We start from the raw sequence: 23,969 nt of genomic DNA, 5'->3' as shown, positions 1-23,969 counted from the left end.
GGCCGTCAGGGCCTCATGCTTCGTCGGCGGGCTTGGGCGCGGCGGCGAGCGACTGAAGGAGCGCGGGGTCCTCGAGCAGCTTCGCGACCAGTTGCTCGGCATCCGTCTTGCCGTCCATGTAGGTGAGCAGGTTGCGCAACTGGCTGCGTGCCTCGAGCAGCCTTGCGAGCGGCTCGACCTTCCGCGCCACGGCGCCGGGCGAGAAGTCGTCCATGCTCTCGAAGGTCATGTCCACGCCGAGCCGGCCCTCGCCCGTCAGCGTGTTCTGCACCTGCAGCGCGACGCGCGGCTTCATCGCGCGCAGACGGTCGTCGAAATTGTCGATGTCGATTTCGAGGAACTTGCGCTCTGCGACGGGCGGCAGCGGCTCGGCAGGCTGGCCGGACAGATCCGACACGACGCCCATCACGAACGGCAGATGCACCTTCTTCTCCGAGCCGTACACTTCGACGTCGTACTCGATCTGCACACGCGGCGCACGATTGCGTGCGATGAATTTCTGACTGCTTTCCTTGGCCATGCTGGTTGCTCTCCGGTTGGTGGGGTTCGCTTCAGTCGGGGCTTGCGCCGGTCACGACGGTGACCTGCGCGAGCCCGTCGGGTGCGAGGTCCCGCATGATGTCGATGAAGGTTTTGTCGACGAGTCCGCGCGCCCGCATCAGAATGAGCGGCACGGGGCTCGACGGCTCCTGGCGCGCGTAGTAGTCGCAGATGCGGTCGATCATCGCGGTGACGTCGCCGCGCGATGCGATCCGTGACGGGTCCGGTGCCGCTGCGTGCGCCGCGGCCGTTGCATTACTAGCGTCGTTCGTGGCGTTGGCGTCGGTCGCATCAGCCGCGCTTGCGTTCGCCGCCGCGCCGAGCTTCGCGAGCCGCTCGCCGAGGAACGCGCCGATGCGTTGAAGCGGCAGCTTGAGCGGTGCGAGATCGATCGCACCCGCCACGCCGACATGCTCCGTGAGCACGGCCTCGATGCGCTCCACGCTCGCGAGTGCCGCCACCGCCGCCGCGTGCGACGTTTGCGCGGTCCCGATCGATGCAGCGATCGCGGCATCGATCTCGGCTGCGCTCAGCGCAACCTGCTGGTTCGGCACCGCAGCCTCACCGGAGGCCCACATCCACTGGCGCAGTGTCACCGCGGCCGGCTGCGTCGGCATCTGCGGTACCAGCGCGATATCGGCGAGATCGTTGGCGATGCCGGTCGGGTCCGCGAACGGCGCGAGCGCATTCACGCGCGCCGTGGAGTCGTTGCCCTCGCTCACGTCGAGTTGCGGATGCACGGCGTCCCACTGCCTCTCGAGCAGGCCCTCGATCAGCGCGAGCCCTTCTGCGAGCCCTTCGATACCGCGACGCGCGAGGCGCGCCCTCGACAGATAGGCGACGACGCGCAGGTCGCGGCTTCGTGCAAGCAACTCGATGCACAGCGTCTCGGTTTCATTCCAGTCGGGCGGCACCGCCGCGACGAGCGTATCGCCGTATTCGGCATCGGGACGGCCGCTCGCGGCGCGTTCCAGCGCGAGGAAGGACGGGTCGTACTCCAGGTCCGGGCCGCATGGCGCATCGCCCGCGATATCGGCGAGCCATTCGGTGACGGGTAGTGACGTCGGATTCATCGGCATGTCGTGCAGGAGGAGCGAGAGGAGGTCGGTGCGTATCTCATGTCACACAGAACAATCACGCAACGCGCTTTATTCCGGGATTCGAAGAGATATCGGCTTGAAGGTCCAGCGGACCGTGCGAATATGAAAGAGCAATGAGGGACCGATGAGGCGTGCTTGAGGCGTGCATGAAGCGGGCGCGCGCGGCCGGGGCGGCCGCGCCGCATGCCGCCTGCGTGCTATTTGAGGAATACGTAGCGCGCAACATAAGGCGAACTGCCGGTCTGATGCTCGGCCGTGCACGCTTCGCGCGGCATCATGCCGCCGACCGTATCGAGGCGCTCGACGTAGCGCACTTCCGACAGCGTCCCCGCACCCGCGACACTCTTCGTCTCGAGCAGCAGTTGAGCAATGCTCTCCGCCGCCGCAGCGGGCGCCTGCGCGATCACGTGTCCCACGATGCGGCTGCCGTCGTCGGCCTCCCACGACGGCCCGGCCCCATGCCGGATGGACGCGCGGCCGCTCCCGTCATACAGCGTCGCCTGCGGATGCTTGAACACCCAGCCGAGCCGATGCCCCTCGCCGTATTCGCACGAATAGACCTGAACGCCGGAAGCGTTCATCGAGGCAACCTGCTGCGACTGCGGCGGCACGGGCAACAAGGGCGCGGTCTCGGCATGCGCGGGCGCCCAGAGAGCGGCGAGCGCGAGGCCCAGCGAGCCGGCGGTACCAGCCGCGGCAAGGCGGCGGAGTGAAGTGGGCGAGGTGTTCATTTGGCGTATCCGGGGATGTCTGATGATGCGGGTGCCCGACGAAGCGGGACGGTCGTGAATGCAGGCGCGTTGCGAACAATTCGGCGGGTCTGCGCTTTCATAACGGACGACATGCCGCGGATATTCCATGTCGCGCGCGTGGACGCGCCGCAATTCAACCTTCTTGCGGACAAACAGTCGGCAATGGAATAGAACACCTCGCTCGGCTGTTGTTCAGGAATGGTCCGCAATCGGTGGCCCATTCAATCACTCAAGGATCGTCCTGGACCCGTCCATGAAATTCGCAGATCTCTCGTCGCCTGAATTTTTCGCCAATCCCTATACGCTCTATGAAGAAGTTCGCGCCGCCGGCCCCTTCACGCAGATCGCACCCGGTGCCGTGCTCACGGGGCAGTACGCGGTCGTCGAGGAGGTTCTGCACGAGCGGCGGATGGGCAAGGATTACATGAGGAGTGTTCGCGCGCGTTACGGCGACGATGGACCGAACCAGCCCGTCTTCCAGGCCATCGCGCGCATGCTGCTGATGATGAACCCGCCCGCGCACACGCGCCTGCGCGCGCTGCTGATGAAAGCGTTCAACGCGCGGCAGATCGAGAACCTGCGCGAGATCGCAGCCAACGCGGCGAACCAACTGGTCGACGGGTTCGCTTCGCGCGAGCGCGTCGATCTCATCGAGGACTTCGCGCTGCCGCTGCCGATCAGGATCATCTGCGGGCTTCTCGACGTGCCCCTGGAAGAAGCGGCGCAGCTCAGCAGGACGACCAACAGGATCTCCGCCGCGCTCGATGCCGCACCGCTCGACGGCGAGCGTCTAAAGGCCGCGAACGACTCGATCCACGTGCTTCAGGAGTATTTCGCCGGTCTCGTCGAGCGCCGCCGCTCGAAGCCCGGCAGCGATCTCATCTCGTCTCTGACGACACTCGAAGAGGAAGGCGAATCACTCACCGACGAGGAGATCGTCTCCAACGTGATCCTGCTGTTCGCGGCCGGCCACGAGACCACCTCGAGCATGATCGGCAATGCGCTGATCTCCCTGCACCGGCATCCCGCGCAACTGGCGAAGCTCGGGCGCGATCTCTCGCTGATGCCGAAGGCCGTCGCGGAATGCATGCGCTACGACGGGTCGGTGCAGATGGTCACGCGCGCGGTGACGGAGGACATGGAAATAGCCGGGGTCGCGCTGCCCCGCGATACGGTGGTCTTCATGCTGCTCGGCAGCGCCAATCGCGATCCCGCGCGCTTTGCCGATGCCGACACGCTCGATATCGAGCGCGGCGATCATGGCCGCATCGTGACCTTCGGCGGCGGCATTCATTACTGCCTCGGCGCGCGGCTCGCGCTGCTCGAAATCGAAATCGCGCTCTCGACGCTCTTCACGCGGATGCCGGACCTGCAGATCGCCAATCTCGGCGACCTGCGCTGGCACCCGCGCAACAGCATCCGCGGCGTGGAGTCGCTGATCGCTGCATAGCGTTCGTAGCTTGACGCTGCATGTCGCCGTGGCACCGGATCAGTGGCCGAAGTAGATCGGCTTCGTGCCGTCTCTCGGCATCGGCCGCGCGCCCATGCCCGCGGCGGACGAGCCGCTGTTGCTGCCGCCATAGCCCTGCTGCATCTGACCGCTCTGCGGATGCAGCTGTTGCTCTGCGGCCTGAGCCTTCTCCGGATACGTGGTCCGGTCATCGGCTGCGGGGTTGTAGCCTGCGCTTTCCACCTGCATCAGGTCCTGTCGAACTTCTGCCCGGGTGACCGGCTCGTTCGACTGCGCGAACGACAGCACGGGCAACGCGACGACGGCGGTAATGGCCACTGCCTTGACGAGCGACTTCATGATCGACCTCCGGTTGTGATTGACGGCGCGACGGGTATGCGCACCAGCATCCGGTCTTCAGCACGCGCTGTGCCCGGCGCGGACCGCGCACAATGGATGTGCATGCGAAGCAGCTGAGGTATCCTTCGACCCGACAATCGGATCGGCGGGCCATTTCCTCCGCATTTCCCGGGACATTCATTCAAGGAGCGGGTATGTCGGCATTGCCATGGGTTGCGATCTTCCTTGCCGCCCCGGCGACGTGGGTATCCGCTTTCCGATGGCTGAGCCTCGCGCTCCTCGTATGCGGCTACGGCGCCGCGCTCGCGAACGGGCAACTCGGTTTCGAGGCGCTGATGCCTCTCGCGCTGCTCCTGGCCGCCGCCTGCGCGGTGCCGCAGGAACGCAAGGCGTGGCTGCGCTTTGGAGGACATGCGCTCTTCATCGTGCTCGCGGTCGCGCTGAGCATGCACTGGCTGCCGGGCTTTCACAATGCGCGGGTCATAGGTCCCGAGCGCTTCACGCCCGACGCCGTGCCCTTCACGATGTATCTCAATCTCGACAAGCCGCTGGTCGGCTTCTGGCTGCTGCTCGTGCTGCCGTGGGTGCGGCCGCGGCACACGGCAGGCGCCTCGCTGAAAGCGGGGATCGGCGGCATGTTCGCGACGGCGGCGGCTTGCCTGATCGTCGCATGGAGCATCGGGCTCGTGGCATGGGCGCCCAAGTGGCCTGCCGCGAGCTGGCTTTTCCTGCTCAACAATCTCCTGCTCGTCTCGTTTGCGGAAGAAGCGTTCTTTCGGGGCTATCTGCAAGGGGGACTGGGTCGTCTCCTCGGCGCGCGGCCTTCCGGCAAGGTGCTTGCCCTCGTGATCGCGGCGGCATTGTTCGGGCTTGCGCATGTCTCCGGCGGCTGGCAATGGGTCGTGGTGGGCAGCATCGCGGGTATCGGCTACGGTCTCGCCTACCGGCACGGAGGACTTCAGGCATCCGTGCTCGCGCACTTCGGCCTGAACGCCATGCACTTTTTTCTCTTCACGTATCCGATGCTGCAACGGGCAGCAACATGACCCCGACCTGTCACGCGCGCCATGTTTTACTGCGCGGGACCCGGCCGCTCGCCTTGGCAAACGCGCGAAATATGCTGTACGGCATGTCTCTTTTACAAGGGCCGTGCATGCGCGAGCGCTCCAGGTCCGAACGCGCCGATCCGGTCTGACCGACCGATTGCCCGCATGGGGCCTTCGCCGCAGCCTGATCCGCGCGCAAGAATCTGGCGGGAGCAACCAGGTTCACGTATCGTTGTCTTCCGGGCAACGCGACGGCGCACAGGAGCGCGAGAGGACATGCGAGAGATCAATCAGCAGCGGTTGCGGTATTTCCACGAGGTGCTCGTGCACGGCACGATTCGCGGCGCGGCGGACAGCCTCAACACGTCGCCGTCCGTCATCACGCGGCAGATCAGGCTGCTGGAGGAGGAACTGGGCGCAACCCTCTTCGTGCGGGAAGCGCGGGGGGTCAAGCCGACCGAGGCGGCAGCCCATCTGCTGGAGTTCTGGCGTGGCTACCGCTCGCATCAGGAGCAGCTCGAAGACCGGCTCCAGGCGTTGAAGGGGCTGCAGGAAGGCCGTGTGCAGCTCGCCATCAGCGAAGGCTACGTCGACGCGCTGATCGACGAGGTGCTCACGCCGTTCTGCGCCCGCTATCCGAAGCTCGAAGTCGGCATCCAGATTCTCGCAGTGGACGACGTGCTGGAGGAAGTCGCCGAAGGCCGGGCGCACATCGGCCTTGCGTACAATCCGCCGCCGCATCCGCGCATCGAGTATCGCGCGACTTCGGCGCAGCCGATCGTCCTGCTGATGCGCGCGGGTCATCCGCTCGCGCTGCGGGGCTCTCCGGCCACGATCGAGGACATGCTCGCCTACCCGCTCGCGATCATGCCGGCCACGTTCGGAATCGGGCAGGCCGCGAAGCTGCTGGAGTTCACCGAGAACATCAAGATCCGGCCGACCCTGACCAGCAACTCGCTCACCGCCCTGAAGCGCTTCGTCGCCAGCGAGAACTGCGTGACGCTGATCGGCGAGTTCGCGGCGTATCGCGAGATCGCGTCGGGCGAGCTGGCGGTCGTGCCGGTCGACTACCCGCTCTTTCGCGGCATCAAGGCGAGATTGCTCGTCAAGTCGGGCCGTCCGCTTGTCGCCGCCGCGCACGAACTGCTCGACTGGATCCTGCAAAGAATGTCGATGTTCGCAGGCGACGCCGGCGCGAAGCGAGCGTAGACGCGCAGGCGCGCGGCGCGCTTCGGCGCGTCCGTGAACGCGAGGCTCGCGCCGCGCGATATCATCTTCGCTTGCGGGCCGCCGAGGAGCGCTGGCGGCACGGCACAGGCTGACGCGCGCAGGCAACCGACCAGACGCAATCTTGACGAACATGAACCAGCCAGCAGACAACACGAGTCCGACATCGTTCGCGGAACTGCCCGCCACGGAGCAGCGCGGGCCGCTTCGCGTCGAATATCAATGGCTGAGCGCGGAGCGCGCCGGCGCGGGCGTCGCGGTGTTCCTGCACGAAGGGCTCGGCTCGATCGCGATGTGGAAGGACTGGCCGCAGTCGCTGTGCGATGCGCTCGGCTGCCGCGGGCTCGTCTATTCGCGCCCGGGCTATGGACGCTCCACGCCTCGCGAGGCCGGCGAGAAATGGTCGGTCGACTTCATGCACCGGCAGGCCCACGACGTGCTGCCCGCGCTGCTCGATACGATCGGCATCGACGCTGACGAACGCCGGCGCATGTGGGTGATCGGGCACAGCGACGGCGGTTCCATCGCGCTGCTCTATGCGGCCGCTTTCCCGCAGGCGCTCCGCGCCGCCGTGGTGATCGCGCCGCATGTCGTGGTCGAGCAGATGTCGGTGGATGCGATCGGCAAGACGAAGCACGCCTACGAGCGCGCCGGTCTGCGCGAGAAGCTCGCGCGCTATCACGACAACGTCGATTCCGCGTTCTTCGGCTGGAACGACATCTGGCTCGATCCCGCGTTTCGCGCGTGGGACATCACGGACGTGCTGCCCTCGATCCAATGTCCGCTGCTCGCCATTCAGGGCTGCGACGACGAGTACGGCACGATGCTGCAGATCGACACGATCCGGCAGCGGCTGCCGCACGCACGGCTCGTGAAGCTGCCGGATTGCGGACACTCGCCGCACCGCCAGGCGCCGCAGGAACTCAACGACGCGATCGTCGCGTTCGCGGCGAGCCTCTGAGCGCGCGGGTGCGGTGCGTCAAAGACCGCGCTTGTACGCAGTGAAGATGAGGCGCAGACCGAGCGCGGCGATCGCCCCCGCGGCCACGCGGTCGATCCACTTCTTCGAGCTCAGATAGATCTCGCGCGGGCGGCGGCTCGAAAAGCCCAGCGCCACGATCGTGTACCAGCCCGCCTCGATCGCAAAGACCGCGGGCGGCAGGATGAAATAGCACCAGAGCGGCGGATGCTGCGGCAGCAGCGCCGCGAAGATGCTTCCGTAGAAGACCGCCGTCTTCGGGTTGCTCAACTGGGTGCTGAGTCCGATCCAGAACGACTTGCGCACATCGCGATGCCCCCGCAGTTGTTCGCCGCTGAGCGCGAGCGGTGCCGGTGCGCCGCGCCAGATCTTCCACGCGAGATAGACGAGATACGCCCCGCCCGCGATCTTCAGGCCCGCATACAGCCACTCGACCGATTGCAGCAGCGAATAGAGCCCGACCAGCGCGAGACTGCTGAAGCACACGCCGCCGAGGCCCATGCCGAGCGCGGTGGCGAGCCCGTCGCGCCGGGAGAGGCCGATGGCGTTTCTCGCCACCACGATGAAGCTGGGCCCGGGACTCATGGCGCCTACCAGAAGCGCCGCCAGAATGGTTGCGATCGCCGTCGAGGGATTCATTGTCGTCTCCTGAATGGGTGGTCGATAGCGCCACTGGAAATCGCGACATTGTGCGCCTTTGGCCGCGCTCATGCCAGGAACGGGTCGCAGGCCTGCGAGCGCGCGTATGCTGCCGGCCCCGGATGATCCCGCATCCCTGCTTCAGCGGGATGAGCCGAACGAGCATGTTGATGATCCGTCGCGCGATTCACGCGCACACGGTCCGCCCGTAAAGTTCCGTCATTCCGTCGCCGACGGGAACGCTCTCGCAAAGGTGCATGATCATGAAACGTCTTCATCACGCTCTCATCGTCGCTTCGCTGCTCGCATTGCCGCTCTCGAGCCATGCAGCCGGTGACGCTTCGCTCTCTCGCGCGCAGGTTCGCGCCGAACTGATCGCCGCCGAACAGGCCGGTCAATATCCGCATAGCAAGGTCCACTACCCGGACGCCGCGGCGAGCCGCGCAGCGATGTACGTCGCCAGCCGTACGGCGCACGATGCGGAGGCGGGTTCGTCCTACGGCCCCTCCGATACGGGCGGCTTCGCTTCAGGCACCCACGCGCTGCATGCACGCATCGCGGCGGGCGGGCGCGCTCCCGCCGACGACATCTATCGCGGCCACTGATCGACTGACAGGTCGCCCCGGCCGCCGGCACCAGGTACCCGGCATCGATAACTGAAGTGTCTCTCGTTGCAGATGCGCCGCTGGCGAAGACGAGTCCCGCTCGGGGCAACGAGCGCTCCCCCTTCTTCGCCAGTGGCGTCTTTGCCATGCATGCTCGCATGCGCAACAACGATGTCCGTTCCGATGCGCCATCCACGAATCCATGTTTATCATGAATGTCCACGATAGAGCGCGGTGTCATGCGCGAACCCTTGTGGACAGGCGCATTGCGGCCGATCAACAGCCCCGCCGTTCCACTGCAACCGGACGACATTAGTCCAGCATCGGCAACACTGATGTACCTGCAAACAGGGTTCCTTGTGCGCGGCGTCTCCCTATACTCGGCGTGTCAGTGGAACAGCATTCACATGCGCGCAGGAGACACTCGTGAAGCAGTTGGCTATCGCAGCAGCAGTGGGTATGGCACTGGTTGCATCGACCAGCCGGGCGCAAAGCTCGGTCACGCTCTACGGCCTGATCGATGCGGGCATCATGTACACGAACAACGTCGACAAGGGAGGATCGCGCGGCCCCGTCTTGCAGGCGACGAGCGGCACGATCAACGGCAGCCGCTTCGGCTTGCGGGGCGGTGAAGATCTGGGCGGCGGTCTCAAGGCGATCTTCGTGCTGGAGAACGGCTTCAACGTCGATAACGGCAAGCTCGCCCAGAACAACCGCCTCTTCGGCCGGCAGGCCTACGTGGGACTCGCGAGCACGCAGTACGGCGCCCTCACGCTGGGGCGCCAGTACGACTCGCTGGTGGACTTCGTTGCGCCGCTTTCCGGCGCGGGCGGCACGTTCGGCGGCACGACCTTCGCCCATGTGTTCGACAACGACAACCTCGAGCACTCCGTGCGCATCAACAACGCCGTCAAGTACACGAGCCTCTCATACGGCGGGTTCAAGTTCGGTGCGCTCTATGCGTTCTCCAACAGCACGGATTTCGCGGGCAACCGGGCATACAGCGTGGGCGCGAGCTACGATCGCGGTCCATTGAAACTCGCCGCAGGCTACCTTCAGTTCAACGGAACCAACAGCACGAATACGAGCGGCGCGGCGGATGTCGCGGAGTCGGGTTCGAACGGCACGGGGGGCTTCCGGCTCGGCGCCGGTGTGCAGCGCACGGCGGGCGCCGGTGTCAACTATGCATTCGGCCCCGCTCTCGTGGGCTTCGTCTACACGCATAGCCAGTATGAGCAGACGGAGTCGTTCGGTTCGGACAACGGCACCGTGCGCTTCGACAACTACGAAGTCAACGGAAAGTACGCGCTGACCCGCGCGGTGAGCGAGGGTGCCGCCTATACCTATACCGACGGCCACGTCACCAGGACGTCCACCTTCGGCGAAGACCCCAAGTGGCACCAGGTCGACCTCCAGACCGTGTATTCGCTGTCGAAGCGAACGGATCTGTATGCCGAGGCGCTGTATCAGCATGCGTCGGGGCATGGATACGTCGCGTTCATCAATGCCTCGGGCGGTGCTTCGTCAACGGCCAATCAGATCGTCGGAACGGTGGGCATGCGCACCCGCTTCTGATGGCATGCCCCCGTGATGGCCGCCCAGCGTGCTGGCCGCCCTCACGCGGCCGCGCTCAATGATGGCCATAGACCGGCTCGCCGACATACGACGGCATGCTGTCGGTCGTGTGCTGATAGACCGCGCGGTTGCCCGAGTCGCTGCTGCCCGCCAGCGACGATCCATACGAAGGGTCCGCTGCTGCCGCCCGGTTCGCGACATAGGCCGCTGCGGCGCTCGGCTGCGCGGCAGGATAGTGGCTCTTGCTTTGCGGATACTGGCCAGTCCGCTGCGCTTCGACCAACTGGGCGCGAACCTGTGCGCGCGTCACCGGCGCCATGTCCGATTGCGCGTGGCTCACGAGCGGCAGCGACAAAACCGATGCGAAGATCAGGGCCTGGGGGAATCGTTTCATGATGCGCTCCTTCGAGTGGATTGCCGTCGGCGACGGTAAGAACCGACTTTAAGAGTGCGCAGCACGTTCGTGAATGCCGGAACGAGTCATTGATCTGCTCATTCGGCTCACTGCCCCGGATGCGAGGCCCTGGCGACGCGCTCAGTTGCATCGCATGGCTGAGACGCCATGACATGACCTGAAAGTCGTTCAGGAAAACTACCATCTCGCGGACCTCGTCCACAAGAGGGCACCGTTTCCGCTGTAGCCTGTCTTTCGATAACCATGGGCAATGCCGGAGCAGCCTCGCGCAACGTGCCGGAATAAGCCGCGCGCACAGGTGTTGCCATGTGCATGCCTTCAATTGAAAGCCACCCGCCCCGCGGCGTCGACCGATTCAAGCCAGAGGTTGAGCGGCTGAACGTTTCGTATCGTTCTGCAATCGGTACGGGAAAGCGCCCTTTTGTCCGCATGACGCAATCATCGGTTCTTACGGCTGCATGCCGCCGCACACCGCCCCGCGTGGCTTCAGCGCCCGTCGCGTGTGTTCATCGTGCGTCCCGTGCGTCGCCTCGAAACAGACGGTAAAAAAACCGTCGGTCAAAAGACCGGTCGCAGCGCATAGAATCGCCAGATAGCTTGCATGCGCCCGTTGAGCAGGAAGCCTAACGCTCGATGCAGGCGCTTCGTTTTATTTCACCGGATGGTCGCGTCCTTTACAGGAAGCATGCGTGAACATAGATTCGCTTTCTGCCCGCAGCACTCGTCGCACTCTGCCGTCGCTGCTGTTCAAATACCTGTTGCCGCGAAGCCTCGCTTTCGCGGCAACGCTCGCCATCGCCGCCTGCGCAATCGGTCCCGATTATCGCCGCCCTTCCGTTCAGATTCCCGAAAGCTTCAAGCAAGGTGTGGACTGGCAGCGCGCGCAAGCGAACCCGCAAGGGTCGCTTTCGAGCAACTGGTGGACCCTCTATCACGACGACGAACTCTCGCAGCTCATCGAACGTTCGATGAAAGCAAACCAGTCGATCGTCGCGGCTGAAGCGGCCTATCGCGTCTCGCTCGCCATCGTCGAAGCGAACCGGGCAAACCTCTTTCCGATCGTGACCGCAGGCGTGTCGGCCACGCGCGGCAATGCGTTCGCAGGAGGCACATCGTCGAGCATTGCGGGAGCCGGCCGGAGTTCCTTGACCTCGGGCTCGTCGGGCGTGGTCAACAACGTCCTGGCGAGCGCATCGGCAAGCTGGGAGATCGATCTGTGGGGTGCGATCCGCAGGCAGATCGAGGCGGCAAAGACAAGCGCGCAGGCAACCGATGCGCAGCTCGCCGGCGCCCGCTTGTCGATTGCGTCGAGTGTCGCCATCGACTACTTCGAACTGCGCCAGGCGGACATCGACATCCGCTTGCTGAAGGAACAGCAGGACATCAACAGCCGCATCCTCGACATGACGCGCGCCGCCTACGCGCAGGGCGAGGCATCGAACGACAACGTGCTCGCCGCGCAGGACACGCTCGAACTCGTGATCGCGACATTGCAGAGCACCGAGGCCGCGCGCGAGCAGGACGAACATGCGATCGCAGTGCTGGTCGGCGTGCCGCCCGGCGACTTCTCGGTCGCCGTGGAACCGGCGTATGCGTTCGTCGTGCCCAACGTGCCGCTCGGGCTGCCGTCGCAATTGCTCGAACGGCGCTACGACGTGGTGAGCGCCGAGCGCACGGCGGCATCGGCGAACGAGCAGATCGGTGCGGCCGAAGCGGCGTTCTTCCCGACCCTCACGCTTTCCGCCGAAGGCGGCTTCCAGCACAACACGTTCGCGAATCTGTTCTCACTGCCGAACCGCCTGTGGACACTCGGCCCCGATCTCGCGGCGACCATCTTCGACGGCGGCGCGCGCTTAGCCGTCGTGCACGAGACCCGCGCGACCTACGACGAGAACGTGGCGCTCTATCGCAACACGGTGCTGAGCGCGTTCCAGAGCGTCGAGGACAGTCTTTCGTCGGTCAATCATCTGCGGCAGCAGACGCACGCGTTCGCCGACATATACGACCGCAACCAGCAGCTGTTCGAGAGCGAACGCGCGCAACTGCAGGCCGGCGCCGCAAGCGAACAGGACCTGTTGACCGAGCAGCTCACGCTGCTTCAGGCGCAACAGAACCTGAACGACACGCAGGCGCTCCTCACGCAGGGCAGCGTCGCGCTGATCAGGAACCTCGGCGGCGGCTGGCAGAGCGACGACGCGGCAGCGCAAGCCGCAGGCGGGCGCCACATGGCGTCCGCGAGTACGCCGGACACCCCCGCAACCTCCCCGCCGCCTCATTGAAGTGCGCCCGGTCCGGCGCCGTCCGCCCGTGCCGCGACACGGCGGTGTAGCAGTTGCACGGCCGGCGGGTATGCCATGACGCACCGGCTGTCCGGCATCCGTCTTCATCGCGGTCAAAAGAATGGAGTCTCCATGAAGTCACATGCGCTGCGCGCCCCCCTGCTGTGTCTGTGCCTGGGCGCCCTGACTGCGCTCGCCGGCTGCGGCAAGCACAATCCGGCCGCGCCCGCGCCGCCGCAGGTCGCGGTGGTGAAGGTCAGAACGCAGACCGTGCCGCTCACGCGGCAGCTCGTCGGCAGGCTCTCGCCTTATTACAGTGCCAACGTCACCGCGCGGGTCTCCGGGCTGATACTCAAGCGCGATTACACGGAAGGCAGCGAGGTGCGGCCGGGTCAGCTTCTGTTCGAGATCGATCCGACGTTCTATAAGACCCAGCTCGACAACGACCTCGCCCTGCTTGAAGAGGACCGCGCCACCTACGTCAACGACCACATCACCGCGGAGCGCAACCGCAAGCTGCTGCCGGTCGGGTCGGTGTCGCAACAGACCGTCGACAACTCCGACGCCGCCGAACGCAGCGCCGCCGCGAAGGTACGCGCAGATCAGGCGACGGTCGAAAGCGCGCGGGTGAACCTGGCCTACACGCGCGTGACCTCGCCCATCGGCGGGATCGCGGGGCAGCAGCTCGTCACGGCGGGCGCCGTCGTCGGCAGCAGCACGAACGACACGGGCGCGGGCGGCACGCTGCTCACCACGGTCGAGCAAATCGATCCGGCCTACGTGAACTTCACCATCAGCGCCGCCGACCTCATCACGTTGCGCCGGGCGCAGGCAACCGGCACGGTCGCGCTCGCGCAGCAGAACCGGACCACCGTGCAGATCGGCTTGCCCGACGGCAGCCAGTACGAGCACACCGGCACGCTCGACTTCTCCGATGTCGCCGTGAACGCGACGACGGGCGCCGTCAACCTGCGCGCCCTCGTTGCGAATCCGCAGCACGTGCTGCTGCCCGGCATGTACGTGACGCTCACGGTCGACCTCGGCGCGCAGAACGACGTGATCCTGGTTCCCCAGCAGGCGCTGCTGCGCGACACCGTGGGCGCATACGTGTTTGCCGTCGGCAGCGACGGCAAGGTCGTGCGCAAGGACATCAGCACAACCGACAGCCACGGCGCCGACTGGATCGTGACGAGCGGCCTCGCGGACGGCGACCGGGTGGTCGTGTCGGGGCTGCAGTCCCTGCACGAGGGCGAGGCGGTGCAGGCGGCCGCGTGGCGGCCGTCCGCGGCGTCCGGAGCTTCCATGGCTTCGGCGGCCTCGCCCACATCCGCTCCGGCGGCCTCCGGCAACGCGCACTAGGAGACCCGCCATGCCCAGTTTCTTCATCAACCGTCCGGTGTTCGCCTGGGTCGTCGCCATTCTGATCTCGCTGTTCGGCGTCATCTCGATGCGCAGCATGGGCATCGACTCCTATCCTGACATCGCGCCGCCGCAAGTGACGGTCACGGCGACGTATCCCGGCGCGAGCGCGGAGACGATGGAATCCACCGTCACGCAGGTGATCGAGCAGCAGCTGACCGGCATCGACAACCTGCTGTATTTCAGCTCGACTTCGAGCGCCAATGGTCAGACGACCATCACCCTCACCTTCGCGACGGGGACCAATCCGGACATCGCGCAGGTGCAGGTGCAGAACAAGGTGACGCTCGCGCAGCCGCTTTTGCCCGCGCAGGTCACGCAAGAAGGTGTCGTCGTGGCGAAGGCGAGCCCCGACATCCTGATGTTCGTCGCGCTCCAGTCGAACAATCCTTCGATCGACGCCGGGCGCCTGAGCGACATCCTCGCCTCGCAGATCCAGCCCGCGGTCGGCCGCGTGAGCGGTGTCGGCAACACGACGCTGCTCGGCTCGGAATACGCGATGCGGATCTGGCTCGATCCCGACAAGCTTCAGGCATACGGCCTCTCGACGACGCAGGTGCTCAACGCCGTCAACTCGCAGAACGCGCAGTTCGCCGCGGGCTCGCTCGGCGCGGACCCGGCGGTGAAAGGACAGATGTTTACCGCGACCGTCTCCGGCGACGCGCTCTTTTCCACGCTCAAGCAGTTCAAGGACATCATCCTCGTCGCCAACAACGACGGCACGGTCGTGAAGCTCTCCGACGTCGCGCGCATCACGTTCGGCGCGCAGACATACGGCGAATCGCCCGTCTTCAACGGCAAGCCGGCGGGCGGACTCGCGATCTTCCTCTTGCCCGGCGCGAACGCGCTCTCGGTCGCGAAGGCGGTCAAGGCCGAAATGACGAGCCTCGCGCGCGACCTGCCCGCGGGCGTCACCTGGAGCGTGCCGTACGACACCACGCCGTTCATCACCGCGTCGATCTCGGACGTGGTGAAGACGCTCGTCGAGGCGATCGTGCTCGTGTTCTTCGTGATGCTCGTGTTCCTGCAGAACCTGCGTGCGACGATCATCCCCACGCTCGTGATTCCCGTCGCGCTGCTCGGCACGTTCATCGGGCTCTCGATGCTGCACTACACGCTCAATCAGCTGACGCTCTTCGGCATGGTGCTTGCAATCGGGATCGTGGTGGACGACGCGATCGTCGTGATCGAGAACGTCGAGCGCATCATGACCGAGGAGCACAGCAGTCCGCGCGAGGCGACGCGCAAGGCGATGGGACAGATCACCGGCGCGATCATCGCGATCACGGTCGTGCTCTCGGCGGTGTTCGTGCCTTCCGCGCTGCAGCCGGGCGCGACGGGCATCATCTATGCGCAGTTCGCGCTGACCATCGCGGTCTCGATGGGCTTCTCCGCGTTTCTCGCGATGTCGTTCACGCCTTCGCTGTGCGCGGCGATCCTGAAACCCGGCCATGGGGTGAAGAAGAACGCGTTCTACCGCGCGTTCGACAGGGCCTTCGAAAAGACGACCGACTCGTACCTGGGGCATGTCGGCAGGGCCATTCGCCATGCGCCGCGCTGGATGATGGTGTTCGCGCTCCTGGTCGTGCTGACCGGCTTCCTCTACACGAAGCTGCCGACCGGCTTCGTCCCCGACGAGGACCAGGGCTTCATCCTCGCGCTCGTCAACCTGCCGCCGGGCGCGACGCTGCAGCGCACCGACCGCGTGATGACCGAGGTGCGCGAGCGGCTCGCGAACAGCCCGGTCGGCAAGGACATCGCGGGGATATTCCAGCCGGAGGGCTTCAGCTTCGTCGGCACGAGCGAGAACGTCGGCATGGCGTTCATCAAGCTCACCGACTGGGACAAGCGCTCGCAGACCGCGATGCAGCTGATCCCGCAAGTCAACCAGATCCTGCACGGCATTCCGGATGCGCAGATCTTCGCGACGAACCTGCCGACCATCCGCGGCCTGAGCCAGTTCGGCGGCGTCGACATGTATCTTCAGGCGCGCGCCGGACAGTCGCGCCAGCAACTGGGCGAGGCCGAAGACACCCTGCTTGCGAACGCGGCGAAGAGTCCCGTGCTTTTCGGCATCCGGCCGAACTCGCTGCCGACCGCGCCGCAGATGCACATCATGGTGGACCGCGTTCAGGCGCAGTCGATGGGCCTGTCGCTCTCCGACGTGTATGCCACGATCCAGATGGAACTCGCGCCCTTCTTCGTGGACCAGTTCACCTACGCCGGGCGGGTCAAGCGCGTCTACCTCGAGGCGGATGCGCCGTTCAGGATGGGGGTCGACGCATTCCAGCACCTGTACACGCCAACCGGCGTGACGAATGCCGCAGGCGCCGCAAACGGAACAAACGGCACAAGCGGCACAAACGGCGCGGCGAGCGGTACGAGCACGATGGCGGGCACGGCGGCCCCCGCGGCGAACGCGAGCGGATATCTGACGCAGGTCAACCCTTCGGCGAGCAACACGGCGATCAGCCCCTACGACATGGTTCCGCTGTCGAGCGTCGTGAAAGCCCAATGGAACGTCGGCCCGCTCGTGCTGCCGCGCTACAACGGCTACTCCGCGGTCGAGATCGTCGGCAATTCGGCGCCCGGCTATTCCACGGGCCAGGCGATCCAGTCATTGCAGAACATCGTCGACCAGCAGCTGCCGCCGGGTTTCGCCGCCGACTGGACCGGACAGTCCTATCAGGAACTGCTCGCCGGCAGCTCGGCGACCGTGCTGATGGTGCTCTCGATCGTCGTCGTGTTCCTGTGTCTCGCCGCGCTGTACGAAAGCTGGTCGATCCCGGCCGCCGTGCTGCTCGTCGTGCCGCTCGGCCTGCTCGGCATGCTCGCGCTGTGCCTGTGGTTCGACGTGCCGAACGACATCTACTTCAAGATCGGGCTCGTGACGGTGATCGGCCTCGCCGCGAAGAACGCGATCCTGATCGTCGAGTTCGCGGTGGAAGGACAGGCGCGCGGCATGACGCTCCACGAAGCGGTCATGGCGGCGGGCAAGCTGCGGCTGCGCCCGATCCTGATGACGTCGCTCGCGTTCATCCTCGGCGTGTTCCCGCTCGTGGTCTCGACGGGCGCGGGCGCGTCGTCGCGTCACGAGATCGGCACCGGCGTGATCGGCGGCATGCTGTTCGCCACGTTCCTCGGCCTGCTGCTGATACCCGTGTTCTACGTAAGCGTGCGGATGCTGCTCGGCGACAAGCTCGACGAGGTGTCGGTGAAGCTGCCCCATCACGGCGACGACGCGACCGATGCGCCCGTCTGAGCGCGCGTGGCCGCGCGGGGCTGCTCAGCTGTACGCGAGCAGGCGCCCCAGCGTGCCCGCGACGGGCCACAATGCAAGCGACAGCGCCGCCTGGATGCGTCCGGCGAGCGGCGGTGCCCGGTCCCACTCGGCGAGCCGCTCCGCCCACACGCGCCGGAAGAGGAGCGCGTTCGCCGTTGCCAGCGTGATGCAGCTCAGCTTGACGAGAAGAAGCGGGTTCTTGTGCAGCGGCACGGCGTCGGCGCTGAAGAGCAGACATCCGCTGCCGATCAGCATGGCAAGACCCGCTATCGCGCAAGGCGTGAGCACGGCGGAGACGTCGGCGAGCGCGAACCGGCGTCCGAGCCCGAGCAGCCTCAGATCGAGCAGCGCGATGGGACCGATCAGCAGCGTGAGTCCGAGCAGGTGGACGAGATTGACGGCCGGATACGCCCATCCCGACCCCCGCATCCACGCGGCGAGCGGCGACGCTTCGAGCGAGGCAGCCAGTACGCCGATGTCCATGGGGTCTCTCTAGCCGTGAGTGCGCGTCTCTTGGCGCATGGCTAGCGGAGCTCGGCGGTCTTGCCGTCCACCGTGATGCGCTCGGCGCGAATCTCGTGGGTGCCGTCCTGCCGCGGATAGCCCTCGATCGTCACCACCTTGCCGACCGTGAGCGCCTGTTCGGGCACGCCGCGCGCCTCCATGCGGCTGATCGGCGCCAGGATGACTTCCCAGCGGATGCCCTGATACTGAATGGCCACTTCGGCGTGCGGGTTGCGGTAGCGGACTTCCGCAAGCGGCGCCTCGATCTTCAGGATCTTGTTCGAGTCGTACGAGCTCCAGCCGTGATGCGCCGATGCCGTGAGCGCGCCCAGCGCAAGCGCGAAGCCGACGAGGAACGGTTTGACGTGCATGCGTTTCACCTCCTGATAGTCCGCGAAGACGACACTGCCGCAACGACATGCAAGAGGTTGCGGCAGCCGATCGGGTAAAAGCTTACAGAATCATAACCCGGGTTTGCCGTCCTGCGTGCATCGCCGACGCGATCGAATCATGTGACCCATCAGACATATCGCGCGCGCTGCCCGGCCTATAGTGTTCGGGTCACGCTGCATTCAGTCCGCGCACGAACGCGGAGACGGCCAGGGGAAACGCATGAGAAAGCGATGCAGCGGCGAAGTCATCGTGTCGGTCCTGATCGGGCTGTCCGTGTTCGCCGTGTTGTGGATAGCGAGCCTGACCGGGTCGAAGCATGCCGATGTGAACGGGCCGCAACCCGTGATGGCGGCTGCCGGTGGTTCCGCCGGGAGCCCCGCCTCTGCCGTCGCTGCGGGTATTTCCGGCGCTCCTGCGCAGACGGTCGCGTCGACGCGCGATCTCTCCGATGGCACGAGATTCCACGGCCCGAACAACACGGCGCCCATGTTTCAGGTGTCCGGCGAGCCGGCACAGACTCTGACGCAGACGCAAACACAGCGGTAAAAATGGTCGCGCCGCCATGCGGCGGCGCGATGCCTTCCAGTCCGAAAACTCCAGTCCGGAAACGAGGAGCCGCGCACGGTGCGCGCGCCGCCCCTGTCACGCGAACATCAATGCCCCGCGGATTCGACCGCGCCGATGCCCGTCTCCGAGCGCACCGTCTGCGCTTCGAAACCGGCCTTGTCCACGCGCGCCCGGGCCGACTTGTCGGTTACCGAGAACACCCAGATCCCGAAGAAGCCGAGCGCCATCGAAAAGAGCGCCGGCGACGCGTACGGAAACGGCGCGCTCGCGAAGTGGAACACGTCCACCCACACCGCCTTCGAGAGCACCGTTAGCAGCACCGCCGACAGGAGCCCGAGGAAGCCGCCGAGCGCCGCGCCGCGCGTCGTGCAGCCGCCCCACAGCACGGACATGAAGAGCACGGGGAAGTTGGCCGACGCCGCGACGGCGAACGCAAGCGACACCATGAACGCGATGTTCTGCTTCTCGAACACGATGCCGAGCACGACCGCGACAATGCCGAGCACGACCGTCGTCATGCGCGACACGCGCAGCTCGCTCGCGCTCGTCGCGCTGCCCTTCTTGAACACGGTCGCGTACAGGTCGTGCGACACGGCCGATGCGCCGGCAAGCGTCAGGCCCGCGACCACCGCGAGAATCGTCGCGAACGCCACCGCCGAGATGAAGCCGAGGAACACGTTGCCGCCCACGGCGCTCGCGAGGTGCACGGCCGCCATGTTCGCCCCGCCGAGCAGCTTGCCGCCGCCGTCCTTGAAGATCGGGTTGGTGCCGACCAGCACGATCGCGCCGAAGCCGATGATGAAGGTCAGGATGTAGAAGTAGCCGATCCACGTGGTCGCCCAGAACACCGACTTGCGCGCCTCCTTGGCATTGGGCACCGTGAAGAAGCGCATCAGGATGTGCGGCAGGCCCGCCGTGCCGAACATCAGCGCGATGCCGAACGAGATCGCGGAGATCGGGTCCTTGATGAAGTTGCCCGGGCCCATGATCGAGTCCTTCTTCTCGTGCACTTCCACGGCCTTCGCGAAGAGCGCCTCGGGGCTGAAGCTGAACTGCGCGAGCACCATGAACGCCATGAACGAAGCGCCGGCGAGCAGCAGGCATGCCTTGATGATCTGCACCCACGTGGTCGCCGTCATGCCGCCGAAGAGCACGTACACCATCATCAGTGCGCCCACGATCACCACCGCGATCCAGTATTCGAGGCCGAACAGCAGCTTGATGAGCTGGCCCGCGCCGACCATCTGCGCGATCAGGTAGAACGCGACCACCACGAGCGTGCCCGATGCCGCGAAGGCGCGAATCGGCGTCTGCTTGAAGCGGTATGCGGCCACGTCGGCGAAGGTGAAGCGCCCGAGGTTGCGCAGCCGCTCGGCCATCAGGAACGTGATGATGGGCCAGCCGACCAGAAAGCCGATCGAGTAGATGAGGCCGTCATAGCCGTTCGCATAGACCGCCGCCGAGATGCCGAGGAACGACGCCGCCGACATGAAGTCGCCGGCAATGGCAAGGCCGTTCTGAAAGCCCGTGATGCCTCCGCCGCCGGTGTAGAACGCCGCCGCGGACTTGGTCTTCGCCGCCGCCCACTTCGTGATGAAAAGCGTGGCGACCACGAACACGAGGAACATGCCGATCGCGGTCCAGTTGGTCGCCTGCTTGACGGTCTGGCCCATGTCGCCGCCAGCGGCGATCGCGCCGCCGGAGAGGCCCATGAGCGCCACGAGCGCGCCCGCCGTGAGAATGTGCTGCCTCTTCATACGGCCTCCCGCTTGATCTGCTCTGTCAGTTCGTCGTAGGTGTTGTTCGCGTGACGCACGTAGTAGCCCGTTATCACGACCGTGAACACGATCACGAAAAGCCCGATCGGGATGCCCCAGGTCATCACGCCGCTGTTCATGCGCGAGGCGAGCAGATCCTTGTCGAATGCGATCAGCAGCACGTACCCGTAGTACACGACGAGCATGGCCGCCGTCAGCGTCCAGCCAAGTTTCGAACGCTGGGCGACGAGGCTGCGATACTGTGGGATCGCCTTGATTTTGCTGACCAGATCTTCATCCATGTGTGTCTCCTGCCCTTCTCGATGAATTGGTGAACGCTGCCCGGATACCTTCCCGATGAGCGGCGCCGTGAACGGCGCCGCGGAATTCGGACATGGGCTGCCGCATCGAAGGGCAGCACAGCACGCGAATCGGTTCTTAAGCGCCTAATACACGGCGCCATTTATCGGAAGGTCCATGCAGCAAGTCTTGCCGCGCCGGTGATACCGCAGGGGCGGCATCCGCGTTCACGACTGCGCATCGGTCGTTGGGGGGATCGTTGCGCATGGCGCTAAGGTAAGCATAGCGGCTTACCCGCTTCTTACGCGGGGCGTCTCATTTCACCGGGGTATACGCTAACGCGCACGCGCGGCGCACGGCGGTCAGGGCTGCGTATCCGCCGGGAGCGGGGGAAGCCCGAGCCGATGCATCGCGGCCGAATAGTCGGACGCGAAGCGCGCGTCGCCGTCCGCTTCCTTCGCGAGCCACTCGGAGAGTTCCTTCATGCAGGCAGGGTGCTTGATGCGCACGAAGCACTTCGAGCGCGCGGGCAGCATGGTCGCCGCCCAGTAGAAACCGTACAGCGTCCGCTTTTCGGGTCCGTCCATGGCGAGTGCGTCGGGGTCGTCGCCGGAGAGCCAGCGCTTCACTTTCACGCGCAGCGACGCTTCCGTCTCGGCGGTGTCGTAGGCGAACATGTAGCCGCCGCCGGACTGCGCGGTTCGAAAGTCGTCGAGCGCGACCGCCGTCACGAACTCGACGGCGCGCACATTCGTCACGAACTCCGCGGCACGCGCGTACGGCACGGCCACGCAGACGGCGACAACACAGACGTTGATCCAGTTCTTCACGATATGACGATTCTCTGCGGACGGCCTTCGTGGCCGGACTGCTAGTTCACGCGAACCCAACCGTCGGGGCGCTGTTCGAGCACGACGTGAAGCTTCGTCTCGCCTGCTTCCCTGGTTGCGGCGTCGATTTCGGGGAACGCGCGCCGCACATCCGACTCCTTCGCCCACGAGGCGAGTTCGTCGACCCGGTACGTATAGGTGACCTGCGAGCGATGCGTGGCGGGATCGGGCTGCGTCCAGGCATCCACCTTGTCGAGCCGCGCCTTGCCGAAGCAGAGCTTCCACGCCTGCGCGGCGTCCTGCGGATTCGCATCGGCGGTGCGGCGCGTGATCACCATGGCGGACTTCCGGCCTTCGTCCGTCAGGCTGAAGACGGTCGCGGCCTCTCGCGCATCGGGCTTGCCGGCGGGCAATCGCCCGATCAGGCCATGCTTTTCGAGCGCCCCGAGCTGCTGCCGCAGGCCCGCGGCCGTGGGGTCACCGAGGTCCCGGTCGGCGACGGTGACCGGGAAGGCATACGCCTCGCGGGCGCCGCGCAGGCACAGCGCCCCCTTGTCGCCTTCCATGCCCGACGAGATGGCCGCGCCGAGATTCGACTCGGTCGGGTCGTTCTTGTTGCCGCATGCGGCAAGGAGCGCCGCGCAAGCGATCACGGCGACTGCCAGGCTGTTGTTCATGTGATCTCCTCGGATTGCCCGCCGGCGCGTTTCTCCTGCCGCCCGTTGCCGGTCATTTTACTGACAGAACCCGCATGAACGGGTGCGATTCGCACGACACGGCGGGTAGCGCGATGCATCGCGCCGCCTCACGCGCTCAGTGCGACGATGCTTGCCGCGACCACCGGCCTCGTGAAGCCGCGCAGCGTGAGCGGGCCGACGGGCTCGATATCGACGAGATGCTCGACCGCTGCAAGCGTCCTGCGCTCGGCCAGCACCTGCCCGGCCGCGGCCTCGGCGCACAGGCGCGCGGCGAGGTTCGTCACGGTGCCGATCGCGCCATAGTCGATGCGGCCTTCGAAGCCGATCGCGCCGATCGTCGCGTAACCCTGAGCAATGCCTATGCCCAGCGCGAGATCGAAGCCGAGCCGCTGCCAGTGCTCGGCGAGCGCCGCGGCGGCGTCGCGCATCGCGAGCGCCATGCGCACGGCGCGCTCGGCCGGGTTCGGCACGACGACGGGATCGTTGAAGAAGATCATCATGCCGTCGCCCGTGAAACGCTCGAGCGTGCCCTGCCACTCGAGTATCAGCCGTCCCATCGCCGCGTGAAAGTCGCGCAGCACGCCCATCACTTCCTCGGGCTCGGCCGTTTCCGCAAAGCGGGTGAAGCCCCGCAGATCGAGGAACACGACGGTGACTTCGCGCCGGTGGCTCACGAGCGGATTGTCGGCGGCGCCCGACACGATCAGGTCCGCGAGTTGCGGCGACACGCAGCGCCGCAGCCGCGACAGATGCTCCAGCTGCTCCAGCTGCTCGGCCACGCGCTTTTCGAGCTCGTGATTCCATGCCGCAAGCTCCGCCGCCTGCGCATCGAGCCGCGCGGCCTGCTGCTGGACCGCATCGTGAAGCGCCTTGATGCGCAGCATCGATTTCACGCGCGCCATGAGCGCGTTGTGATCGACGGGCTTGGTCAGGTATTCGTCGGCGCCGGCTTCGAGCCCCGCCACGACATCGCTGGACCCCGACTTCGCGGTGACCATGATGATCGGCATGAAACGAAGCGATGCATCGCGCTTCAGCTCGCGGCACACCTCGATGCCGTCCATGCCCGGCATCATGATGTCGAGCAGGATCAGGTCAGGCGCGTGCTGCTTCGCCGCCGCCAGCGCCGCCGGGCCGTCGGTCGCCGTGAGCGTCTCGTAGCCGTGCGCCGCGAGCCGGGTGCCGAGGATGTCGAGATTCTCGGGGTTGTCGTCCGCGATCAGGATGCGCGCGCCCGTCGTCATGGCGAAC

23 protein-coding genes are annotated in these 23,969 nt (G+C 65.9%); 10 read left to right on the top strand and 13 right to left on the bottom strand.

The annotated features are described in order from the left end of the window. Positions 1-13: 13 nt before the first annotated feature. The 3 genes from tssB to BG61_RS15195 form a co-directional block, all read right to left on the bottom strand. Positions 14-520, bottom strand: a complete 507-nt coding sequence (gene tssB, locus BG61_RS15205) for a type VI secretion system contractile sheath small subunit (RefSeq protein ID WP_035938930.1) — start codon at positions 518-520, stop codon at positions 14-16. A 31-nt stretch (positions 521-551) separates the two neighbouring features. After that, complete coding sequence (gene tssA / locus BG61_RS15200) at positions 552-1,613, bottom strand: type VI secretion system protein TssA (protein ID WP_035939030.1); 1,062 nt, start codon at positions 1,611-1,613, stop codon at positions 552-554. Between the two features lie 224 nt (positions 1,614-1,837). Next, positions 1,838-2,371 carry a DUF3455 domain-containing protein gene (locus tag BG61_RS15195; RefSeq protein ID WP_081868075.1) on the bottom strand — a complete coding sequence of 178 codons (534 nt, stop codon included), beginning with the start codon at positions 2,369-2,371 and terminating at the stop codon, positions 1,838-1,840. Between the two features lie 274 nt (positions 2,372-2,645). On the opposite strand from BG61_RS15195, the gene BG61_RS15190 reads away from it, so the two are divergent. Further along, entirely contained in the window at positions 2,646-3,842 is a 1,197-nt protein-coding gene (locus BG61_RS15190) for a cytochrome P450 (RefSeq protein ID WP_035938933.1), read from the top strand. Between the two features lie 39 nt (positions 3,843-3,881). On the opposite strand, the gene BG61_RS15185 is transcribed toward BG61_RS15190, so the two are convergent. Next, positions 3,882-4,202, bottom strand: coding sequence for a DUF4148 domain-containing protein (locus BG61_RS15185; RefSeq protein ID WP_035938936.1), 321 nt, complete (start codon positions 4,200-4,202; stop codon positions 3,882-3,884). A gap of 194 nt (positions 4,203-4,396) precedes the next feature. Here BG61_RS15185 and BG61_RS15180 point away from each other — a divergent pair, with 194 nt between their 5' ends. The 3 genes from BG61_RS15180 to BG61_RS15170 all read left to right on the top strand — a co-directional run bounded on the left by BG61_RS15180 (position 4,397) and on the right by BG61_RS15170 (position 7,436). Next, the gene (locus BG61_RS15180; RefSeq protein WP_035938938.1) at positions 4,397-5,248 is read left to right on the top strand and encodes a CPBP family intramembrane glutamic endopeptidase; all 852 of its coding nucleotides are present in this window, start codon (positions 4,397-4,399) and stop codon (positions 5,246-5,248) included. Between the two features lie 276 nt (positions 5,249-5,524). Further along, a complete protein-coding gene (locus BG61_RS15175) occupies positions 5,525-6,457 on the top strand; it encodes a LysR family transcriptional regulator (protein WP_035938941.1) in 933 nt (310 codons plus the stop codon). A gap of 151 nt (positions 6,458-6,608) precedes the next feature. Then, complete coding sequence (locus tag BG61_RS15170; RefSeq protein ID WP_035938942.1) at positions 6,609-7,436, top strand: alpha/beta fold hydrolase; 828 nt, start codon at positions 6,609-6,611, stop codon at positions 7,434-7,436. An 18-nt stretch (positions 7,437-7,454) separates the two neighbouring features. On the opposite strand, the gene BG61_RS15165 is transcribed toward BG61_RS15170, so the two are convergent. Then, positions 7,455-8,093, bottom strand: coding sequence for a LysE family translocator (locus BG61_RS15165; protein ID WP_035938944.1), 639 nt, complete (start codon positions 8,091-8,093; stop codon positions 7,455-7,457). Positions 8,094-8,356: 263 nt separating this feature from the next. Here BG61_RS15165 and BG61_RS15160 point away from each other — a divergent pair, with 263 nt between their 5' ends. Together BG61_RS15160 and BG61_RS15155 are read left to right on the top strand one after the other, a co-directional pair. Then, complete coding sequence (locus BG61_RS15160; protein WP_035939034.1) at positions 8,357-8,698, top strand: DUF4148 domain-containing protein; 342 nt, start codon at positions 8,357-8,359, stop codon at positions 8,696-8,698. A gap of 459 nt (positions 8,699-9,157) precedes the next feature. Beyond that, positions 9,158-10,273, top strand: a complete 1,116-nt coding sequence (locus BG61_RS15155) for a porin (protein ID WP_174479725.1) — start codon at positions 9,158-9,160, stop codon at positions 10,271-10,273. Between the two features lie 55 nt (positions 10,274-10,328). Here BG61_RS15155 and BG61_RS15150 read toward each other — a convergent pair whose 3' ends face one another. Continuing rightward, positions 10,329-10,667, bottom strand: a complete 339-nt coding sequence (locus tag BG61_RS15150) for a DUF4148 domain-containing protein (protein ID WP_035938949.1) — start codon at positions 10,665-10,667, stop codon at positions 10,329-10,331. 710 nt (positions 10,668-11,377) lie between these two features. On the opposite strand from BG61_RS15150, the gene BG61_RS15145 reads away from it, so the two are divergent. From BG61_RS15145 to BG61_RS15135, 3 genes are all read left to right on the top strand, one after another. After that, positions 11,378-12,967, top strand: coding sequence for an efflux transporter outer membrane subunit (locus BG61_RS15145; RefSeq protein WP_081868074.1), 1,590 nt, complete (start codon positions 11,378-11,380; stop codon positions 12,965-12,967). 132 nt (positions 12,968-13,099) lie between these two features. After that, positions 13,100-14,326: an efflux RND transporter periplasmic adaptor subunit gene (locus BG61_RS15140; protein ID WP_035938952.1), complete on the top strand. Its 1,227-nt coding sequence runs from the start codon at positions 13,100-13,102 to the stop codon at positions 14,324-14,326. A gap of 10 nt (positions 14,327-14,336) precedes the next feature. Next, positions 14,337-17,648 carry an efflux RND transporter permease subunit gene (locus tag BG61_RS15135; protein WP_035938955.1) on the top strand — a complete coding sequence of 1,104 codons (3,312 nt, stop codon included), beginning with the start codon at positions 14,337-14,339 and terminating at the stop codon, positions 17,646-17,648. 24 nt (positions 17,649-17,672) lie between these two features. On the opposite strand, the gene BG61_RS15130 is transcribed toward BG61_RS15135, so the two are convergent. Together BG61_RS15130 and BG61_RS15125 are read right to left on the bottom strand one after the other, a co-directional pair. Continuing rightward, positions 17,673-18,152 carry a hypothetical protein gene (locus tag BG61_RS15130; RefSeq protein WP_035938958.1) on the bottom strand — a complete coding sequence of 160 codons (480 nt, stop codon included), beginning with the start codon at positions 18,150-18,152 and terminating at the stop codon, positions 17,673-17,675. A gap of 41 nt (positions 18,153-18,193) precedes the next feature. Next, positions 18,194-18,544, bottom strand: coding sequence for a DUF6152 family protein (locus tag BG61_RS15125; protein WP_035938961.1), 351 nt, complete (start codon positions 18,542-18,544; stop codon positions 18,194-18,196). 241 nt (positions 18,545-18,785) lie between these two features. Here BG61_RS15125 and BG61_RS15120 point away from each other — a divergent pair, with 241 nt between their 5' ends. Further along, positions 18,786-19,112, top strand: a complete 327-nt coding sequence (locus BG61_RS15120) for a hypothetical protein (RefSeq protein ID WP_035941712.1) — start codon at positions 18,786-18,788, stop codon at positions 19,110-19,112. A 107-nt stretch (positions 19,113-19,219) separates the two neighbouring features. On the opposite strand, the gene BG61_RS15115 is transcribed toward BG61_RS15120, so the two are convergent. The 5 genes from BG61_RS15115 to BG61_RS15095 form a co-directional block, all read right to left on the bottom strand. After that, the gene (locus tag BG61_RS15115) at positions 19,220-20,890 is read right to left on the bottom strand and encodes a cation acetate symporter (RefSeq protein ID WP_035938964.1); all 1,671 of its coding nucleotides are present in this window, start codon (positions 20,888-20,890) and stop codon (positions 19,220-19,222) included. Continuing rightward, positions 20,887-21,192, bottom strand: coding sequence for a DUF485 domain-containing protein (locus tag BG61_RS15110; protein WP_035938965.1), 306 nt, complete (start codon positions 21,190-21,192; stop codon positions 20,887-20,889). Before BG61_RS15110 ends, BG61_RS15115 begins: the two co-directional genes overlap by 4 nt. A 360-nt stretch (positions 21,193-21,552) precedes the next feature. Beyond that, positions 21,553-22,020: a hypothetical protein gene (locus BG61_RS15105; protein ID WP_232256420.1), complete on the bottom strand. Its 468-nt coding sequence runs from the start codon at positions 22,018-22,020 to the stop codon at positions 21,553-21,555. A gap of 41 nt (positions 22,021-22,061) precedes the next feature. Next, positions 22,062-22,697 (bottom strand): hypothetical protein, encoded by a 636-nt coding sequence (locus tag BG61_RS15100; protein WP_035938967.1) that lies wholly within the window; start codon positions 22,695-22,697, stop codon positions 22,062-22,064. A 128-nt stretch (positions 22,698-22,825) separates the two neighbouring features. Next, positions 22,826-23,962: an adenylate/guanylate cyclase domain-containing response regulator gene (locus BG61_RS15095; protein WP_035938969.1), complete on the bottom strand. Its 1,137-nt coding sequence runs from the start codon at positions 23,960-23,962 to the stop codon at positions 22,826-22,828. Positions 23,963-23,969: the final 7 nt, after the last annotated feature.

The sequence above is a fragment of the Caballeronia glathei genome, assembly GCF_000698595.1.
GTDB lineage: Bacteria > Pseudomonadota > Gammaproteobacteria > Burkholderiales > Burkholderiaceae > Caballeronia > Caballeronia glathei.
The sequence above is the reverse complement of the archived record's forward strand: the minus strand, read 5'-3'. Positions and strand labels throughout refer to the sequence as shown.

Coding starts and splice junctions, on each gene's coding strand:
- BG61_RS15125 (WP_035938961.1), bottom strand. CDS start 18,544: ATGCACGTCAAACCGTTCCTCGTCGGCTTCGCGCTTGCGCTGGGCGCG.
- BG61_RS15120 (WP_035941712.1), top strand. CDS start 18,786: ATGAGAAAGCGATGCAGCGGCGAAGTCATCGTGTCGGTCCTGATCGGG.
- BG61_RS15170 (WP_035938942.1), top strand. CDS start 6,609: ATGAACCAGCCAGCAGACAACACGAGTCCGACATCGTTCGCGGAACTG.
- tssB (WP_035938930.1), bottom strand. CDS start 520: ATGGCCAAGGAAAGCAGTCAGAAATTCATCGCACGCAATCGTGCGCCG.
- BG61_RS15155 (WP_174479725.1), top strand. CDS start 9,158: ATGGCACTGGTTGCATCGACCAGCCGGGCGCAAAGCTCGGTCACGCTC.
- BG61_RS15185 (WP_035938936.1), bottom strand. CDS start 4,202: ATGAAGTCGCTCGTCAAGGCAGTGGCCATTACCGCCGTCGTCGCGTTG.
- BG61_RS15175 (WP_035938941.1), top strand. CDS start 5,525: ATGCGAGAGATCAATCAGCAGCGGTTGCGGTATTTCCACGAGGTGCTC.
- BG61_RS15190 (WP_035938933.1), top strand. CDS start 2,646: ATGAAATTCGCAGATCTCTCGTCGCCTGAATTTTTCGCCAATCCCTAT.
- BG61_RS15150 (WP_035938949.1), bottom strand. CDS start 10,667: ATGAAACGATTCCCCCAGGCCCTGATCTTCGCATCGGTTTTGTCGCTG.
- BG61_RS15130 (WP_035938958.1), bottom strand. CDS start 18,152: ATGGACATCGGCGTACTGGCTGCCTCGCTCGAAGCGTCGCCGCTCGCC.
- BG61_RS15110 (WP_035938965.1), bottom strand. CDS start 21,192: ATGGATGAAGATCTGGTCAGCAAAATCAAGGCGATCCCACAGTATCGC.
- BG61_RS15100 (WP_035938967.1), bottom strand. CDS start 22,697: ATGAACAACAGCCTGGCAGTCGCCGTGATCGCTTGCGCGGCGCTCCTT.
- BG61_RS15180 (WP_035938938.1), top strand. CDS start 4,397: ATGTCGGCATTGCCATGGGTTGCGATCTTCCTTGCCGCCCCGGCGACG.
- BG61_RS15135 (WP_035938955.1), top strand. CDS start 14,337: ATGCCCAGTTTCTTCATCAACCGTCCGGTGTTCGCCTGGGTCGTCGCC.
- BG61_RS15165 (WP_035938944.1), bottom strand. CDS start 8,093: ATGAATCCCTCGACGGCGATCGCAACCATTCTGGCGGCGCTTCTGGTA.
- BG61_RS15195 (WP_081868075.1), bottom strand. CDS start 2,371: ATGAACACCTCGCCCACTTCACTCCGCCGCCTTGCCGCGGCTGGTACC.
- BG61_RS15115 (WP_035938964.1), bottom strand. CDS start 20,890: ATGAAGAGGCAGCACATTCTCACGGCGGGCGCGCTCGTGGCGCTCATG.
- BG61_RS15095 (WP_035938969.1), bottom strand. CDS start 23,962: ATGACGACGGGCGCGCGCATCCTGATCGCGGACGACAACCCCGAGAAT.
- tssA (WP_035939030.1), bottom strand. CDS start 1,613: ATGAATCCGACGTCACTACCCGTCACCGAATGGCTCGCCGATATCGCG.
- BG61_RS15160 (WP_035939034.1), top strand. CDS start 8,357: ATGAAACGTCTTCATCACGCTCTCATCGTCGCTTCGCTGCTCGCATTG.
- BG61_RS15140 (WP_035938952.1), top strand. CDS start 13,100: ATGAAGTCACATGCGCTGCGCGCCCCCCTGCTGTGTCTGTGCCTGGGC.